Here is a 17,293-nt window from a genome sequence, read left to right as displayed (position 1 = left end):
GTCAGGCCTCCGAACGGGTCAGCAGGGAACGGGAGCGACGGCCGGCGCCGGCGTCGCGGGACCGGTCCTGGCCGGTCAGGGTGAGGAACGCGTCCTCGAGGGTGCCGCGCTCGAGCCGCACGTCGTTCGCGCGCACGCCCGCGGCCGACAGCGCGACCATGACGTCCTGCACGATCTCCGGGCCGCCGCGGACCTCGTACGCGAGGCCGTCGTCGGGCCCGTCGACCCCGTGCACGCCGGGGACCCCCGCGAGGACCGCCGCGACGCCCGGCTCCGGCGACCGGAACCGCAGCACGTGCTCCCCGGCCGACTGCGCCGCGAGCTCGGCCGGGGTGCCCGTCGCGACGACCCGGCCCGCGTCGATGAGGACGATGCGGTCGCACAGCCGCTCCGCCTCCTCCATGAGGTGCGTGACCAGCAGGATCGTCACGCCGCGGTCGCGGACCTTGCGGACCACGTCCCACGTGTCGCGCCGCGCCTGCGGGTCGAGGCCCGTCGTGAGCTCGTCGAGCACCGCGACCTGCGGGTTGCCGACGAGCGCGAGCGCGATCGACAGGCGCTGCTTCTGGCCGCCCGAGAGCGCCCGGAACTGCGCGTCCCGCCGGTCCGCGAGCCCGAGGTCGTCGAGCAGCTCGAGCGGGTCCGCGGGGTCCGCGTAGAACGACGCGTACAGCTCGGCGGCCTCGCGGGCCGTGATGCGGGCGGGCAGCTCGCTCTCCTGGAGCTGCATGCCGAGCACCTCGCGCAGCGCCGCACGGTCCCGGGCGGGGTCGAGACCGAGGACGTCGACGCGGCCGGAGTCGCGGTCGCGCAGCCCGGCGAGGCACTCGACCGTCGTCGTCTTGCCCGCGCCGTTCGGGCCGAGGATCCCGACGATCTCGCCGCGGTGGACCGTGAGGCTCACGTCCTCGACGGCGAGCGTCGAGCCGTACGACTTGCGCAGGTGCTCGACCTGGATCACGGGTGTGGCGGTCATGTCGTCCCTCCGGGGTTCGGGTGGTTCGCGTGGTGGCGAGGTGCGCACGGGCGGTGCGCCGGCGGTGCGTGCTAATGCCTGAGGGCGTGCTGAGGGTGTGCGGACCCGCGGGTGCGGCGGGGTGCCGTCCCGTGGAGCTGTGACTGCGGGTGGTGCGGGCGGGCCGCCGTGACGGCCCGCCCGGGGGTCAGGTCGTGACGGGACTGAGCGCGGCCCGCCGGGTGAGGCGGTGGAACGCCGTGGCCTGCGCGGCGAGGATCAGCACGCAGAGCGCCACGCGGGCGGGCGCGTCGTCCCCGCCGGGCCCGAACCGCTCGACGACCCAGGCCAGGTCGAAGGGCCCGGCGTCGCTCGCGAGGAGCGCGGTGACGAGGAACAGGGGACCGATGGTCAGCGGGAGCGCGAGGGTCCCCCACCACCCGCCGGCCCGGTAGTAGACGATGCCGACGAGCAGGCCGGACACCGCGCCGCTGCCGAACATCAGCAGGTAGTCGAGGAACAGCCGGCCGATGTCGACCGCCGTGCCCGAGGACGTCGCCGAGAGCCCGACGTCCGACAGCGTGTGCGTCCATCCCGCCCGGTCGAAGACCGCGCGCTCGGCCTGGATCAGCAGCGTCAGCACCGCCGCGTACACGGCGGCGGTGACGCCCGCCGCGACGAGGGCGGCGGTGGCGAACGCCCGGCGCGTCATCCCGGCGGCGACGTGCGTCGGCAGGTAGGTCGTCGCGATGATGATCGTGAGCGAGAACGGGAACCAGATGCCGCCCTGCCGGGAGAACTGCACGACGCTCGTCGTGACGTCCCCGAACCGGTTCACCAGCAGGATCGCGACGGTCAGGACGACGACGGCGATGCCCCAGAACCACACCGCGAGGTAGAGCAGCATCGTGAGCAGGTGCCGCACGGTGCGGGCCGTCGGGGTCCGGCGGCGGACGGTCGGGCGGGCGAGGGTCGTGGCGCTCATCGCGGGACCTCCGTGACGGTCGGGTCGGAGCCGGCGGCACCGGTCCCGGTCAGCGAGCCGGGGTCCCCGGCAGGGTCGTCGGACGGTGCGGCCCCGAGGCCGCCGGTGCGGGCGGTGTCGCCCGTCGCGCCGGCCCGGGCCGTGAGGTGCACGAACAGGTCCTGCAGGTCGACGGGCCCGAGCTCGACGCCGAGCTCCCGGGCGCGCGCGTCGTCGTCGCGGGCCGGCGGGCCGAACAGCGTGACCTGCGCGGTGCGGCCGAGCTGCTGGCGCCCGACCACGGTGCGCCCCACGGCGAACCGCTCGACGGCGTCGGACGGGCCGGTCGCGGTGAGCCCGCGGGTGCGCAGCTCGTCGGCGGGCTCGGCGAGCAGCAGCGTGCCGTGGTCGATCACGACGACGTGCTCGAAGAGCCGCTCGATCTCCTCGATGAGGTGGCTCGAGAGCACGATCGTGCGCGGGTGCTCGACGTAGTCGGTGAGCAGCGCGTCGTAGAACGCGTACCGCGACGGGGCGTCCATGCCGAGGTACACCTCGTCGAGCATCGTGAGCTCGGCGCGGGTCGCGAGCCCGACGACGGCGCCGAACGCCGACTTCTTGCCGCGCGAGAGCCTGCTCTGCTTGGCCTTCGGGTCGAGCTCGAAGGTGTCGAGCAGCCGCTCGGCCAGCTCGCGGGAGAAGTGCGGGCGGGCCTGCTCGACGAAGTCGAGGGTCGCCGCGAGCTTCTCGTCGGCGAGCACGTCGCCGCTCTCGCGGATCAGGCACGTGCCGGCCATGACCCGCTCGTTCTCCCAGGGGTCCTCGCCGTCGACGAGCACCCGGCCCGACGTCGGGAGCCGGAACGCCGCGAGCGTCGACAGGAGCGTCGTCTTGCCCGAGCCGTTGCGGCCGAGCAGCCCGGTGATCGCGCCGGCCGGGACGTCGAGGGTCAGGCCGTCGACCGCGGTCGCGTCGCCGTAGCGCACGGTGAGGTCGCGGACCTGGACGCCGAAGCCGCTCATCGGGCACCTCCCTGCGCGACGCCGCGCGTCTCGCCCTCGGAGCCGAGCCGGGTGGCACGGTCCTCGATGCGCTTGACCACGTCCGCGACCTCGATGCCGAGCACGTGGGCCTGGTCGACGACCGGGTCGACGACCTCGGCGAAGAAGCGCTCGCGCCCGTCGGCCTGCAGCGCGCTGCGGGCGCCCGTCGCGACGAACATGCCGACGCCGCGGCGCTTGTAGAGCACGCCCTCGTCGACGAGCTCGGCGAACGCCTTCGCGGCGGTTGCCGGGTTGATGCGGTACGTCGTCGCGTACTGCGTGGTGGACATGACCTGCTCCTCCTCCTGCAGCGTCCCGTCGAGGATGCTGCTGCGGATCTGATCGGCGATCTGCAGGTAGATGGGGTCCCGGCCATCGAACACGGCGTCCGCCCCCTCGTCTCTGGTCTAGTGGTTCGTTACTGGACTAATGAACCACAGGACCGCCGCCGGCACAAGGGGTGCTGCCCCGACGGGCGGGCGCGGACGCACGAAGGCCCGGTCCGACGTGGACCGGGCCTTCGTGGCGATGCGTGCAGGTGCAGGTTCGTGCGGGTCAGACCCCCGTGCGCAGCCCCGCCGCGACGAGCTCCGCGACCTGCACCGCGTTGAGCGCGGCACCCTTGCGGAGGTTGTCGTTGGAGATGAACAGCGCCAGCCCGCGCCCCTCGGGCACGCCCGGGTCCTGGCGCAGCCGGCCGACGAACGACGGGTCGGCACCGGCCGCGAGCTGCGGCGTCGGGACGTCCGCGAGCTCCACGCCCGGTGCGTCCGCGAGCAGCTCGCGCGCGCGCTCGGGCGAGAGCGGGCGGGCGAACTCGGCGTTGATCGACAGCGAGTGCCCGGTGAAGACGGGGACGCGCACGCACGTGCCCGAGACGAGCAGCTCCGGCAGGCCGAGGATCTTGCGCGACTCGTTGCGGAGCTTCTGCTCCTCGTCGGTCTCGTGCGAGCCGTCGTCGACCAGGTTGCCCGCGAGCGGGATCACGTTGAACGCGATCGGCGCGACGTACTTCTGCGGGTCCGGGAACGTCACCGCGCGGCCGTCGTGCACGAGGGCCACCGTGTCCTGGTCCTGCACCGCGCGCACCTGCGAGTCGAGCTCCTCGGCGCCCGCGAGCCCGCTGCCCGAGACCGCCTGGTACGTCGAGACGACGAGCCGCTGCAGGCCCGCCTCCTCGTGCAGCACGCGCAGCACCGGCATCGCGGCCATCGTCGTGCAGTTCGGGTTCGCGATGATGCCCTTGCGCGCCTCGCGGATCGCGTCCGGGTTGACCTCGGAGACGACGAGCGGCACGTCGGGGTCCATGCGCAACGCCGACGAGTTGTCGATCACCGTGACGCCCGCGGCCGCGAACCGCGGCGCCTGCGCCTTGGACGTCGCGCCCCCGGCGGAGAACAGCGCGATGTCGAGCCCCGTGGGGTCCGCCGTCGCGGCGTCCTCGACGACGACGTCGGTGCCCTTCCACGGCAGCGTGGTGCCCGCCGAGCGCGCGGAGGCGAAGAAGCGGATCTCGGCGACCGGGAAGTCGCGCTCCTCGAGCAGGCGGCGCATGACCGCACCGACCTGCCCGGTCGCACCGACGACGCCGACGCGCAGGCCGTGCTGCTGGGCTGCTCCCTCGGTCATGCTCAACGCCCCGTCCCGCCGTAGACCACGGCCTCGTCCTCGGTGGAGTCCAGCTCGAACGCGGTGTGGACGGCGCGCACCGCGTCGTCCAGGCTCTCCGCGCGCGTGACGACGGAGATGCGGATCTCCGACGTCGAGATCATCTCGATGTTGATGCCGGCGTCCGAGAGCGCCTCGAAGAGCTTCGCGGAGACGCCCGGGTGCGACTTCATGCCCGCCCCGATGAGCGAGAGCTTGCCGATCGCGTCGTCGTACTGCAGCGACGCGAAGCCGATCTCGCCCTGCTGCTCCGTGAGCGCCGTGATGGCCGCGGCGCCGTCCGACTGCGGCAGCGTGAACGAGATGTCCGTGCGGCCCGTCGCGGCGGCCGAGACGTTCTGCACGATCATGTCGATGTTCGCGCCCGAGGCCGCGACGACGTGGAAGATGCGCGCGGCCTTGCCCGGCACGTCGGGGACGCCGACGACCGTGACCTTGGCCTCGCTGCGGTCGTGCGCGACGCCCGCGATGATCGGCTGCTCCATCTGGCCTTCTCCTTCGGGTCCCTCGGCGGGACTGTTCGTCACCAGTGTTCCGGTGTGGCCCGAGAACGACGAGCGCACGTGCACGGGCACGCCGTAGCGGCGCGCGTACTCGACGCAGCGCAGCACGAGCACCTTGGCGCCGCTCGCCGCCATCTCGAGCATCTCGTCGTAGCTGATCCGGTCGAGCTTGCGGGCGGACGGAACGATGCGCGGGTCTGCGCTGAACACGCCGTCGACGTCGGTGTAGATCTCGCAGACGTCCGCGTCGAGCGCCGCCGCGAGCGCGACCGCGGTCGTGTCCGAGCCGCCGCGGCCCAGCGTCGTGACGTCGTTGGTGTGCTGCGTGACGCCCTGGAACCCGGCGACGATCGCGACCGACCCGTCGTCGAGCGTCGCGCGGATGCGGCTCGGCGTGACGTCGATGATGCGCGCCTTGCCGTGCGCGGTGTCGGTGATGACACCGGCCTGCTGCCCGGTGAACGACTGCGCCTCGACGCCCAGGTTGGCGATCGCCATCGCGAGCAGCGACATCGAGATGCGCTCGCCCGCGGTCAGCAGGATGTCCATCTCGCGCGACGGCGGCAGCGGCGTGATCTGGTTCGCGAGGTCGATGAGCTCGTCCGTCGTGTCCCCCATGGCGGAGACCACCACGACGACGTCGTTGCCGGCGCGCTTGGCCTCCGCGATCCGCTTCGCCACGCGCTTGATGCTGGTCGCGTCGGCGACGGACGAGCCGCCGTACTTCTGCACGATGAGGGCCACGGGGTGTGCTCCGGGGGAGTCGACGGGGGCGGTCGACGGCGGGGGCCGGCGGCGCCCGGCGGGGCGGGGTGCGGGCGGACGCACCGCTGCCGGACAGGACGGGGCGAGTGTAGATCGGTCCGGTGGACGGACCGTCGCGATTTCGCATGGCGGGACCGCTCGCTGGACGGGTGCGTGGCCGGCGGGTCGACCGGCTCTCCGCCGACCGGGTCGCCGCTCGCGCCCGGGGCCGTCCGGGTGACGCCTCCGTACCGCCCCGCGGCGCGCACAGGATGTGCACAGCGTCCGCCCCCGGCTCCCCCGGTCGCTGCCCTAGCGTGACGCCATGTCGCTCACCACGGACGATGCCGCGCCCCCGCCCGCCGCCGCGCCGCAGCCCGCACCGCCGGGTCCCGGCGCGCACGCGGGCGTCGTCGTGCACGACGTGCACCGCGCGTTCGGTGCGGTCCGTGCGCTCGACGGCGTCTCGTTCGAGGCCCGCCCCGGGCGCGTGACCGCGCTCATCGGGCCCAACGGCTCGGGCAAGACGACGCTGCTGCTCGTGCTCGCGGGGCTCCTCGTGCCGGACGCGGGGCACGTGCGCGTCGGCGGCCACGACCCCGTGACCGACGGCGTCGCCGCGCGCGCCCGCACCGGGTGGATGCCCGACGTGTTCGGCACCTGGGACTCGCTCACGGCGCGCGAGGTCCTGCTGACGTTCGCCGCCGCGTACCGGATCCCGCCGGTGCCGGCCCGAGCGCGTGCCGCCGAGCTGCTCGAGACGGTGCACCTCACCGAGTACGCCGACCGCCCCGCGAGCGTCCTGTCGCGGGGGCAGAAGCAGCGCCTCGGGCTCGCGCGGGCGCTCGTGCACTCCCCCGACGTGCTCCTGCTCGACGAGCCGGCGAGCGGCCTCGACCCGCGCAGCCGCGTCGACCTGCGGGTCCTGCTGCGCTCGCTCGCCGAGCGCGGCACGACCGTGCTCGTGTCGAGCCACGTGCTCTCGGAGCTCGACGAGCTCGTGGACGACGCCGTGTTCCTCTCGCGCGGACGCACCGTCACGCCCGAGGTCCTCACGGCACCGGGCAGCCGGCGACCGTGGCGGGTGCGCGCGCTCTCCCGCACGGCGCTCACCACGTGGCTCACGTCGGTCGGCGCCGCCTGGGCGCCCGACGACGCGGGCGAGCCCCCGACGGGCTTCGCGCCGCCCGAGCCCGGCGCACCCGACCCGGGGAGCGTGCTGCTCGACGTCGACGGTGACGAGGGCGCCGCCCGGCTCGTGCAAGACGCCGTCGCCGCGGGCGTCCCCCTGGTGTCCCTCGCGCCCGCCGGCGGAGCGCTCGAGCAGGCCTACCTGACGCTGGACGAGGAGCGACGATGAGCACGGTCACGACCGGCGGCGGGGCCGTCCCCGCCGCGCCCGGCGCCCGCGGCGTCCCCTCCGGACCCGGCACCTGGCGGGTCACGTGGCACGGCGTGCGGACCGTCGCGACGCTCGAGCTCCGCCAGCGCGTGCGCTCGACGCGGTGGAAGGTCGCGCTGCTCGTGTGGTTCCTCGTCGTCGGCGCGATCACCGCGCTCGGCTGGGCCGCGATGGCGTCGGTGTCGTCCGGGACGGGCGTCGACCAGGAGCCGTTCGGGCCCGCGATCTTCGGGCTCGTCGTGTTCTTCGTGCTGTTCCTCGGGCTCGTCGTCGCGCCCACGCTGAGCGCGACCGCGATCAACGGAGACCGCTCGGCCGGCACGCTCGCGATCCTGCAGGTCACGCTCCTGTCCCCGGCCGAGATCGTGCTCGGCAAGCTGCTCGCGTCCTGGACCGCGGCGCTCGCGTTCCTCGTCGTGAGCGTGCCCGTCCTCGTCGCCGGCCTCGCCGCGGGCGGCACCCCGGTGCTCAGCGTCGTCGTCTGCCTCGTGGTGCTCGCGCTGCTCCTCGCCGCGGTCTGCGCGATCGGCCTCGGCTTCTCGGCGCTCACCGCCCGCTCGGCCGGCTCCGCGGTGCTCACGTACCTCGCCGTCGCGGGGCTCACCGTGCTGAGCCTGCTCGTCTTCGGCCTGACGATCCCGGCGGTGTCGAACCAGGCGGAGGAGGTGCGCGTCTGGACCGTGCCGAGCACCTACGACTGGGAGGACGAGCGCGTCCCCGAGTGCGTCTGGGAGACGCAGACCCAGTACGTGAGCCACACCGAGCGCACGTGGTGGCTGCTCGCGGTCAACCCGTTCGTCGTCGTCGCGGACGCCGCCCCCGCGGCCGACCGGGACGACGCGTCCACCGGGGTCGACCTGCTCGGCGGCATCCGCGAGGGCGTCCGCAGCCTGCGCGCCGGGCCGGCGCCGGAGCAGGACTACTGCTGGACGGGTCAGGAACGCGGGGAGTCGTACGTCTCGCCGGTCGCCGAGCGCGACGTCGACGACAGCGCGGTGTGGCCGTGGGGGCTCGCCGCGAACCTGCTGCTCGGGGCGGCGGCCGTCGTGCTCGCCGTGCGGCGGCTGCGGATCCCGCAGCGCAGCCTCGCCCGCGGGACCCGCGTGGCCTGACGGACGTGGGCTCCCCGGAGGACCTGCGTGGCCGCGGGGGCCGCGCGGGCGACGGGCCCGGCGCTCCCACCCCGGAGGGCGCCGGGCTCGTGCAGTGACCGGGTCACGACCGCGTGGTACCGGACCGAGCGGCTCGCGAGGCACCCTCAGGACAGCTGGCCGCCGTAGTCCGGCAGCTTGAAGGTGCGCTCCGCGCGACCCCCGGCGAGGTCGCTGTCGTTGTTGCCGATGTTGGCGACGATCGTGTACCCCTGCCGCTCGATCGCGGCGCGGTTCGCGGTCTTGAGGTCCGTGTCGGAGCGGAAGTCGAACCAGCCACGCATGTACAGACCGTCGCGCGGGTAGTCCACCCGGTCGAGGTTGGCGCGCGTCTGGCCGCGCAGGATCTCCGGCCGGGCGGTCACGAAGAACACGGCCGCGCCGGCGGCGTCGGCCTGCCGCGCGAGCTCGAGCACACCGGGCGTCGCCGGGCTCGTCAGCCCGGGACGGTAGGTCGTCTGCAGCGCGGTGTTGTCGATGTCGAGGACGATCGCCGTCCGGGCGCCCGACGGGTCGGGCAACCGGGTGCCCAGGTGGAACGCGGCCTCGTCCGTGACCGCCGCGACGTCGGCGAGCCACTGGGAGTACGGCGGGAGGGCGAGGGCCTGGAGGTCCTGCTGCGTGAGCGGACCCGGCCGGGTGGGGTCGACGGACGTGACCTCGCCGGCGGTCCCGCCGTCCGGAGCGGCGACGGCAGGGGCCGGCACCCCCGAGGCCAGAACCGCCGCCACCGCCACGACACCCGCTGCTCGACGAAGTCCACGCATGGTCACAACCCCCTGAGTCGTCCGGATGAGGATGCTCGGCCGCTGCACGGGCAGGAGGGCCGGGCCGTCCGCACGCTACGGGTTGATACCGATCAGTAACTAGCGTTGCGCTGCAGGTCACGGCCCAGTTGTGCCCGAAGGGGAGGTCCCCGCCAGCAGCGCTAGCCGCGGCTCCGGATCAGGGCAAGGTCGACGACCCAGCCTCGCGGCCGACGCCGCAGACGCCGACGGCGAGGTGCGGGTGCCGACGGTTGCGGGGCTCGTCGGGCCGCCGTCGTCCCCCGGCTCCCTCCCGCGAGCCGCAGGTCCCCGCCCGCGGACGTCAGGGCTGCAGCGCGTCGTACTCCGCCTCGGCCGCCACGTCGTCCTCGACGTCGAGCCGCAGGTGCCCGAGCACGACCTGCAGCACGCGCAGCACGCTCGACGCGCGCTCGCCCCAGCTCGACAGGTACGAGAACTGCCACCACCACAGCGCCTCGAGCTCCTGGCCCTGCTCGTGGTGGCGCAGGCCCTGGACCAGCGCGCCCGCGATCGCGACGAGCTCGCCCGACAGCGTCGAGCCCGTGAGCTCGGCGCCCAGCACCGGGTCGACGACCTCGGCGTACTCGTCGATGCCCTCGAGCACGTTCGCGAGCGCGACGCGCAGCGGGTCGACGTCCGGGTCGGGCCCGATGTCCGGCTCGTAGCGGTCCGGCGGCACGACGTCGACGATCGCGCCGAGCCGGGCCCCGACCGCGAGCACGTCCGACACCGCGAGCAGCAGCAGCGGGATCGCGGCCTCGGGGTTCGTGCCGGCGCCGACCTCGGTGATCGTCGTCAGGAAGCTCCGGGACTCCTCGGCGACGGACTGCGCGACGCCCAGCAGGTCCGCGAGGTCCTCGTCGACCGCGGGCGGGGTCACCGCCGCACGCCCGGGCTCGCCGCTCATGTCCACGCCGGGCAGGTCCGCCCCGGCGACCGCGCCGCCGTCCGTCGGGCCCTGCGTCGTCTCGTCCGCCATCGTCGCCACTCCCCTACGCGCTGATCCGTCGTCGGCCCTCGAACGCCCGGCCGAGGGTCACCTCGTCCGCGTACTCGAGGTCCCCGCCCACGGGCAGGCCAGACGCGAGCCGGCTCACCGTGAGGCCCATCGGCACGAGCATCCGTGCGAGGTACGTGGCGGTCGCCTCGCCCTCGACGTTCGGGTCCATCGCGAGGATCACCTCGGTGACCGTGCCGTCCTGCAGGCGCGTGAGCAGGTCCTTGATCCGCAGGTCGTCCGGCCCGATGCCTGCGATCGGGTTGATCGCGCCGCCGAGCACGTGGTACTTGCCGCGGAACTCGCGCGTGCGCTCGATCGCGACGACGTCCTTGGGCTCCTCGACGACGCAGATCGTGGTCGGCGAGCGGCGCGGGTCGCGGCAGACGCGGCACTGCGGCTCCTGCGACACGTTCCCGCAGACCTCGCAGAACCGGACACGCGCCTTGACCTCGGTCAGCGCGTCGACCAGCCGCCGCACGTCCGCGGGGTCCGCGGCGAGCACGTGGAACGCGATCCGCTGCGCGCTCTTGGGACCGACGCCGGGCAGCCGCCCGAGCTCGTCGATCAGGTCCTGGACCGCACCCTCGTACACACACCCACCCTACGTGCCCGGGGACCCCGCGGACCGGGAGCGCGCCGACGACCGCCCGCCGGGCAGCCCGCCGGACGTCGATGAGTTCCCGCGCCCACCGCGGTCCACCGCGGCGGCCGCTCCCCCGGAAGCCGCGAGGCACCGTGAAGCTGCTGCTGACGTCCGGCGGGGTCACCGACCCCCACGCTGCACGCGGCGCTCGTCGACCTCCTCGGCAAGCCCGTCGCCGAGTGCCACGCGCTGTGCGTGCCGACGGCGCAGTGGGTCACCCGCTGTGCGGACGCACGTCCAGACGTGGGAGTGCCCCGGCCCGAGCGTCGTTCCCGGGCACTCAGCCCATCGGGTCGTCGGTCTGCTCGTCGATGATGGTGCCGCCGAGGAGCTGGGCGACGAGCGGCGCACCGGTGAGGCCCGACGTCGCGAGGTCCGGGTCGTCGGGCGACGGGAAGTCCTCGACGGGCGCGCTCCGCGTCGCACCCCGGCTCGCGGCGTACGCGCGCTCGGCGGCGACCCGGGCCGTGACGGGGGGCTCGGCGGGTCCGCCGCCGGCGGCGCCACCCGCAGGGGTATGGCCTCCGCCGGCCGCGCGCGGGCCTGTGGCCGAGCCGCTCGGGCGCGCCGGGGGCGCGTCGTCGTACGGGTCGTCGGCCGGCGGGATCGGGATGCCCGCGTAGGGGTCGCCGTCGGCGAGGTCGTGCGGCGGCTCGGAGGCACCCGGGTCGTCGTCGTACGCCCCGGGCGCCGCGGGACCTCCCGCGCCGGGACGTCGGGCGCCGGCGGCAGGGGCTGGGGCAGGCGGGACCGGCGGACGCGCGGGGGTGTCCCACGACGCCGCGGCCTCGGCGGCGGACATCGTGGGTCCGCTGCCGCCCGGGCGTGCGGAGCCCGGTGCACCGCCCGCCCCGGCGCCGGCCGGGGCTGGGGCCGGCCCGGCTCCGCCCGTCGCGCCGGGCTCGTGCAGCACCGGCTCGACGCGCACGTCGAAGCCGAGCGTCTCGCGGACCGCGCGCTGCACCATCTCGGCGTGCTGGCCGCCGCGGAACGCCGTCGCGATGCCTGGCGCGGTGAACGCGAGGCGCAGCATCGAGGCGTCGAGGTCGGCGACCTGCGCGTTCTGGCTCACGAGCACCCAGGTCGCCTTCTTGAGGCGGTTCAGGGTGTCGAGCACCTCGGGCCACCGGCGACGCAGCATCTCCGTGTCCTGCCCGGCGCCGGCCGCCGCAGGTGCCGGCGCGGCGACCGCGGGGACCTCGACCGCCGCGCCGGCGCCCCAGGCGGGGGTCGGTGCAGCCGGAGCGACGGCCGGGCGCTCCGGGGCGGGGCGGTCCGAGGCGGGGGGCTCCGGGGCAGGGCTGTCCGGGGCAGCGCGGTCCGGGGTCGAGGCGGACGCGGGTGCGGCTGCGGCCGGAGACACCGGTGCCGGGCCGGCCGCGGGCGGGCCGGGGGCCGCGGGATCGACGGCGTCGGCGGGCTCCGGAGCCGGCACGGCCGACTCGGCCGCGCGCGCGGGCTGCGGCGGCTCGGCGTCGGTCGGCGGGACCGACGCGGCGAGGGCCGGGGGCGCCTTCGCCGGCGGCACCGCGGGAGCGGCCGGCGCGAGGGGAGCCGGGGTCGGCGCGACCGCCGGCGTGGCGACCGCGGTCCTGGGCGCAGGTGGCACGGGAGACGTCGCGCCGGACCCGGCACCGGCCGGCAGCCCGCGCTCGAGCCGGTCGAGCCGCGCACCGAGGCCGGACAGCGAGTCGTCGACCGCCGGGAGCAGCAGGCGTGCGATGAGCAGCTCGAGGTGCAGGCGCGGCGACGTCGCGCCGGTCATCTCGCTCAGCGCCGCGTTCGCGAGGTCCGCGGAGCGCGAGAGCTCGGAACCGCCGAGGTGCGCCGCCTGGGCGCGCATGCGGGTGAGCTGGTCGGCGGGGAGGTCGCGCAGCGCGGCTCCCGCGGCCTCGCCCGACGCCGCGATGACGATGAGGTCGCGCAGCCGCTCGAGGAGGTCCTCGACGAAGCGACGGGGCTCGTGCCCGGTCGAGATCACGCGCTCGACGACGCGGAACGCGCTCGCGCCGTCACGCGCGGCGATGGCGTCGACCAGGTCGTCGAGCAGGGACGCGTGCGTGTAGCCGAGCAGCGCGACGGCGCCCTCGTAGTCGATCCCGCCCGGGCCGGACCCGGCGACCAGCTGGTCGAGCACCGAGAGCGTGTCGCGCGCCGACCCGGCGCCCGCGCGCACGACCAGCGGGAGCACGCCCGCGCCGACCGTGACGCCCTCGGTCGCGCAGAGCTGCTCGAGGTACGTCACGAGCACGTCCGGCGGGATGAGCCGGAACGGGTAGTGGTGCGTGCGCGAGCGGATGGTGCCGATGACCTTGTCCGGCTCGGTCGTCGCGAAGATGAACTTGATGTGCGGCGGGGGCTCCTCGACGATCTTCAGCAGCGCGTTGAAGCCCTGCGGCGAGACCATGTGGGCCTCGTCGAGGATGAAGATCTTGTACCGGTCGCGTGCGGGGGCGAACGTCGCGCGCTCGCGCAGGTCACGGGCGTCGTCGACGCCGCCGTGGCTCGCCGCGTCGATCTCGACGACGTCGAGGCTGCCCGGGCCGCCGCGCGCGAGCTCGACGCACGACTCGCACACGCCGCACGGGGTGTCCGTCGGGCCCTCGGCGCAGTTCAGGCAGCGCGCGAGGATGCGCGCGGACGTCGTCTTGCCGCACCCGCGCGGCCCGGAGAACAGGTACGCGTGGTTGACCTGGCCGCTGCGCAGCGCCTGCCGGAGCGGGGCCGTGACGTGGTCCTGCCCGACGACCTCCGCGAACGTCTCGGGCCGGTATCGGCGGTACAGCGCAGTCGTCACAGACGAACCTTAGACGCCGCCGCTGACACCGGGGAGCGCCCGAGCAGCACCCCGGAGGGTGCACGGCCGGGCGCACCGCCGCTCCGGCGGTGACGGCCCTGGTCGGGCCCGAGGGACGGCGCCGGACGCGCGCCGAGCACGAGCCGACGGCCTCAGGGCGCGGGCACCGGGAACGGCTCCACGACCGGGTCGCCCGCACTCGTCGTCGTCCGCCCGGTCCTCCGCACGCAGCGCGTGCACCCGTCGAGGTCCGCGAGCGACGCCCGTACCCCCACGAGGTGCTCGCGCGCCCGGCCGTACTCGCGCGCGCCCGGGTAGTCGCTGTGCCCGTGCACCGTCGGGTACGCCGCGCGCTCCTCGTCGAGGAGGTAGTCGAGCGGGTCCCGGCACTCGATGTCGTGGCCCTTCAGCGCCGAGGCGAGGCTCGAGCCGATCGGGTCGGTGTCGCGCCACAGGTTGAGCCAGCGCCCGCCGAGCGCGGCGTCGAGCGCGCGGAGCTGCTCCGGTCCGCCGACCTCGTGCCGCGCGGACCGGCCGCCCGCGTCGTCGTCCGGCTGCGCGGTGGTCCGGACGAGCTCGGCACCGCCGAAGTACTGCGGGAACAGCGGCTGGTAGAGGCGCCCGAGCGGGCTGCCGTGCGTGAGGAGCGCCACGCGGGCGAGCGTGCCGTCACCGACGGCGGACCCCTCGGCGGCGTCGAGCGTCCGCAGCTGCGCGACGACCGCCGCCGCGAGGACCGATCCCTGGGAGTGGCCCGAGAGCAGCACGCGAGGACGGTGCGCGGGCTCGCGGGCGAGGAACCGGGTGCGCGCGACGATCTGCGGGACGGCGCGCTCGGTGTAGCTCGGCGGCGCGAACGGGTGCCCGCCGCGCGGCCAGAAGGACAGCACGTCCCACGCGACCCCCACCCGCCGGCGCACGACGGGCGAGCGCCACCCCGCGACCACGAGCCCGATGACGCTCACGGCCAGCGCGGTCAGCGCCCACGAGCCGGCCGCGCTGAGCCCGTGGCCGACCGTGACGGGCCAGGTGAGGTCCGTGGCCGCGGCGTCGGGGGCGACCGTGACCTCGGGCACCGCTCCGGGCGCAGGCCGCCCGCGCATGAGGCTCGCGAGCGGCTCGATGCTCGACGTGAGAGCCGCGACGGCGATGAGCACGCCGAGGACGCCCGCGCACCCGAGCCCGTCGAGGATCCACCGGGCCTGCACGAGCCGCTGCAGCCGCCGGGCGCGCACGATGCGCCGGATCCGGAAGTCGTCGCGCCACGCCCGGTGGGCGGCCGGCCGCTCGGCTGACGGGAGGGCGTGGTGGTGGACGAACGTCTCGACGACGCCGACGACGTCCCGCGCGGGGACGCGCGAGACGAGCAGGAACGCGACGGCGCCCGCGAGCACGGCGAGCGCCACGACGACCGCGAACCCGCCCGACGCCCACGTCAGGAGCGCCGGGACCGCGAGCGCACCCTCGTCGGGGTCGGTCGGGGTCAGCAGCGCGCCGACCCGCAGCGTGACCCCGGCCGTGTAGACGTACGCGAGCAGGACGCCGCTCGCCGCGACGACCCACGGCGCGAGCCCGAGGAACGCGGGCAGCTGCGACTCGGGTCGTGGGGCCACCGGTGCGGCCCGGCGCTCGGCACGCCGCTGCGCGCGGGCCCGGCGCCGCACGACGCCGTGGCGCAGGCGCGCGGTGAGCGTGCGGCGCGGGCGGCCGGGGCGCGCGTCGGCGCGGTCCGGCTGCGAGTCGCCACCGGCCGGGTGCCCGTCGGCGCGGTCGGGCTGCGCCTCGGCGCGGTCCGGCTGCGGCTCGGCGCGGTCGGCGGAGCGGGTGCGCGCCCGGTCGCGCAGGCCCCGCAGCGCACGCGCGGTACGGACCGGGTGCCGCAGGGCCGCCCGGGTCGTGAGCAGCCGCCGCACCCGCCGCGGGACGACGCGGTCGAGCAGCCAGACGGCCGCGCGGTCGACCGCGTGCTCGATCCGCGACCAGCTCAGCTGCACGCCGCCGAGCACCAGCAGCACCCCCACCTGCACCCACACGACGACGGCGAGCACGCCCCCGAGCCCCGGGATCGGCCCGGTCACGTCCTCCGCGAGCCCGTCGACGGTCCGCGCGAACGACGCCGCCGCGAGCCCGACCCCGGCGAGCGCGAGCACCTGGAGCGCGGTCGCGACGGAACCCTGGCGCCGGAGCGGCCGCTCGGTCCAGGCCACCCACCGCGTCGGGAGCGCGACGAGCAGGCCGCCCGCGACGATGACCAGCACGAGGCAGACGGTCGCCGCCCACCACAGCGCCGAGTCCGCGCCGCCGTGCAGCACCGCGGCGCCGACCTGGTCGCGGACCGCCCACACGAGCAGCACCCCGACCGACGCCCACCCGACGCTCAGGTGCACGCACCGCAGGCGCTGCACCATCGGCTCGGCGTGCCACATGAGGGGCGAGAAGAGGGTGGGCTGCTGCTCGACGAGCGGGGTGGTGGGGTGCGGGTGCGCGTTCGTCCCGGCCGTCGCACCGCCCGAGAGCGCGGCGGCCGTCCCACGATCAGGAGCCGTGACCGTGCCGGTGGCGGAGGTCGCGCCGTCGCCGGACGTGGTGCCCGCGCCCGCATGCGGACCGGCCCCCGCGCTCGTGCCGGACGCCGGGCCTGCGGCGCGCGGTGCGGCGACGTCGGACGGCGAGGCCGCCTCGTAGCGCAGGCTCACCCGGTGCGAGAGCCACGCGATCGCCGCGAGGACGACGACGGGCACGGCGGAGGCGGCGGCGACGCGGGCCCCGCGCGACCACCCCTCGGCGAACGCCAGCCGGTCGCTCACGACGGCGCACGCGACCCGCCCGCACTGCCAGCCGACGAGGTCCATCGCGAGGAGTGCGGCTGCGAGCGTCACGACGACGGTGATCGTGAGCCCGAGCAGGCGCACGCACCCGCGCGAGGCGGCGGCGCGCGCCCGGGCGGCCCGGGGTCGGGATCCGGTCTCCGTGAACGACCGGCTCGTCCACATCGCGAGGTTGACGAGCGCGAAGGGCAGCATGACGACCCACGCGGCCTGCGCGGCGAGCCCGGACGTGAGCCGCCCCCAGCTCACCGCCTCGAGCACCCCGTCACCGGGCAGCTCCCGCGCGGACGGCTCGGCGGCGCGCACGAAGCGCACGAGCTCGTCGCCCGCGACATCCTCCACCTGCGTCGTCCCGAGCATGTCCTCGGGCGTCGTCCCGGACACCCCGTGGATGCGGAGCTCGACGTAGGACGGGCGAACCGGCATGTCCTCAACCCCTCGGGCCGGGCGACCGGTGCTGCGGCGGCGCCTCGTCGCGCACGCGCGCCCGGTCGCGCAGAGAAGGAGAGCCAGGGGCGGGCTGCCTGATACGCGGGACACGGTGCAGGTCCGGGGACGCACGCCGGGGTGGCGGCGGTCCGGGGTCGCGAGGCAGCGGCGCACGCGCGGCGGCAGGCCACGCCCGGGCGCGGACGGCGTCGGGCATGCAAGGACCCCCCGCACACCCGCCAGAGCTCACCTGCCCTTGCTGCCTTCCGGCCCTGGGGGGGTTCAGCGAGATGACGCCGCACGAGGGGTCGACGACAAGCCTAACGCAGTCCCCCGACCACCCGATCCCCAGGTTCCTCCCAGGTTCGCGCCAGGCTC

At 75.7% G+C, this 17,293-nt stretch carries 13 protein-coding genes and 1 other RNA gene; 2 read left to right on the top strand and 12 right to left on the bottom strand.

Going from position 1 to position 17,293, the window contains the following annotated elements:
* Nucleotide 1: 1 nt before the first annotated feature.
* The 6 genes from NXY84_RS03340 to NXY84_RS03315 all read right to left on the bottom strand — a co-directional run bounded on the left by NXY84_RS03340 (nt 2) and on the right by NXY84_RS03315 (nt 5,877).
* The gene (locus NXY84_RS03340) at nt 2–976 is read right to left on the bottom strand and encodes an ABC transporter ATP-binding protein (RefSeq protein ID WP_258725751.1); all 975 of its coding nucleotides are present in this window, start codon (nt 974–976) and stop codon (nt 2–4) included.
* Between the two features lie 187 nt (nt 977–1,163).
* Nucleotides 1,164–1,940 carry a hypothetical protein gene (locus NXY84_RS03335; protein ID WP_258725750.1) on the bottom strand — a complete coding sequence of 259 codons (777 nt, stop codon included), beginning with the start codon at nt 1,938–1,940 and terminating at the stop codon, nt 1,164–1,166.
* Entirely contained in the window at nt 1,937–2,941 is a 1,005-nt protein-coding gene (locus tag NXY84_RS03330; RefSeq protein WP_258725749.1) for an ABC transporter ATP-binding protein, read from the bottom strand. Before NXY84_RS03330 ends, NXY84_RS03335 begins: the two co-directional genes overlap by 4 nt.
* The gene (locus NXY84_RS03325; protein ID WP_258725748.1) at nt 2,938–3,345 is read right to left on the bottom strand and encodes a GntR family transcriptional regulator; all 408 of its coding nucleotides are present in this window, start codon (nt 3,343–3,345) and stop codon (nt 2,938–2,940) included. The genes NXY84_RS03330 and NXY84_RS03325 overlap by 4 nt, the downstream gene beginning before the upstream one ends.
* Before the next feature lie 172 nt (nt 3,346–3,517).
* Nucleotides 3,518–4,591 (bottom strand): aspartate-semialdehyde dehydrogenase, encoded by a 1,074-nt coding sequence (locus NXY84_RS03320; RefSeq protein WP_258725747.1) that lies wholly within the window; start codon nt 4,589–4,591, stop codon nt 3,518–3,520.
* Between the two features lie 2 nt (nt 4,592–4,593).
* On the bottom strand, nt 4,594–5,877 hold the full coding sequence (locus NXY84_RS03315; protein WP_258725746.1) for an aspartate kinase: 1,284 nt from the start codon (nt 5,875–5,877) through the stop codon (nt 4,594–4,596).
* 325 nt (nt 5,878–6,202) lie between these two features.
* On the opposite strand from NXY84_RS03315, the gene NXY84_RS03310 reads away from it, so the two are divergent.
* Both NXY84_RS03310 and NXY84_RS03305 read left to right on the top strand, forming a co-directional pair.
* A complete protein-coding gene (locus NXY84_RS03310) occupies nt 6,203–7,237 on the top strand; it encodes an ABC transporter ATP-binding protein (protein WP_258725745.1) in 1,035 nt (344 codons plus the stop codon).
* Nucleotides 7,234–8,391: an ABC transporter permease gene (locus NXY84_RS03305; RefSeq protein ID WP_258725744.1), complete on the top strand. Its 1,158-nt coding sequence runs from the start codon at nt 7,234–7,236 to the stop codon at nt 8,389–8,391. Before NXY84_RS03310 ends, NXY84_RS03305 begins: the two co-directional genes overlap by 4 nt.
* Before the next feature lie 146 nt (nt 8,392–8,537).
* Here the strand turns inward: NXY84_RS03305 and NXY84_RS03300 are convergent, their stop codons facing one another.
* From NXY84_RS03300 to ffs, 6 genes are all read right to left on the bottom strand, one after another.
* Entirely contained in the window at nt 8,538–9,167 is a 630-nt protein-coding gene (locus tag NXY84_RS03300; protein ID WP_258725743.1) for an HAD family acid phosphatase, read from the bottom strand.
* Nucleotides 9,168–9,519: 352 nt separating this feature from the next.
* Nucleotides 9,520–10,125, bottom strand: a complete 606-nt coding sequence (locus NXY84_RS03295) for a DUF5063 domain-containing protein (protein WP_258727105.1) — start codon at nt 10,123–10,125, stop codon at nt 9,520–9,522.
* 85 nt (nt 10,126–10,210) lie between these two features.
* Nucleotides 10,211–10,810, bottom strand: coding sequence for a recombination mediator RecR (gene recR / locus NXY84_RS03290; protein ID WP_034634711.1), 600 nt, complete (start codon nt 10,808–10,810; stop codon nt 10,211–10,213).
* Between the two features lie 331 nt (nt 10,811–11,141).
* On the bottom strand, nt 11,142–13,658 hold the full coding sequence (locus tag NXY84_RS03280) for a DNA polymerase III subunit gamma and tau (protein ID WP_258725742.1): 2,517 nt from the start codon (nt 13,656–13,658) through the stop codon (nt 11,142–11,144).
* Nucleotides 13,659–13,810: 152 nt separating this feature from the next.
* Entirely contained in the window at nt 13,811–16,912 is a 3,102-nt protein-coding gene (locus NXY84_RS03275; protein ID WP_258725741.1) for a hypothetical protein, read from the bottom strand.
* Between the two features lie 219 nt (nt 16,913–17,131).
* Nucleotides 17,132–17,228, bottom strand: an RNA gene (ffs, locus tag NXY84_RS03270) — signal recognition particle sRNA small type.
* Nucleotides 17,229–17,293: the final 65 nt, after the last annotated feature.

The organism is Cellulomonas sp. NS3, assembly GCF_024757985.1.
Classification (GTDB): Bacteria; Actinomycetota; Actinomycetes; order Actinomycetales; family Cellulomonadaceae; genus Cellulomonas_A.
Note: the sequence above shows the minus strand (reverse complement) of the source record. Positions and strands in the feature narration are given on the sequence as shown.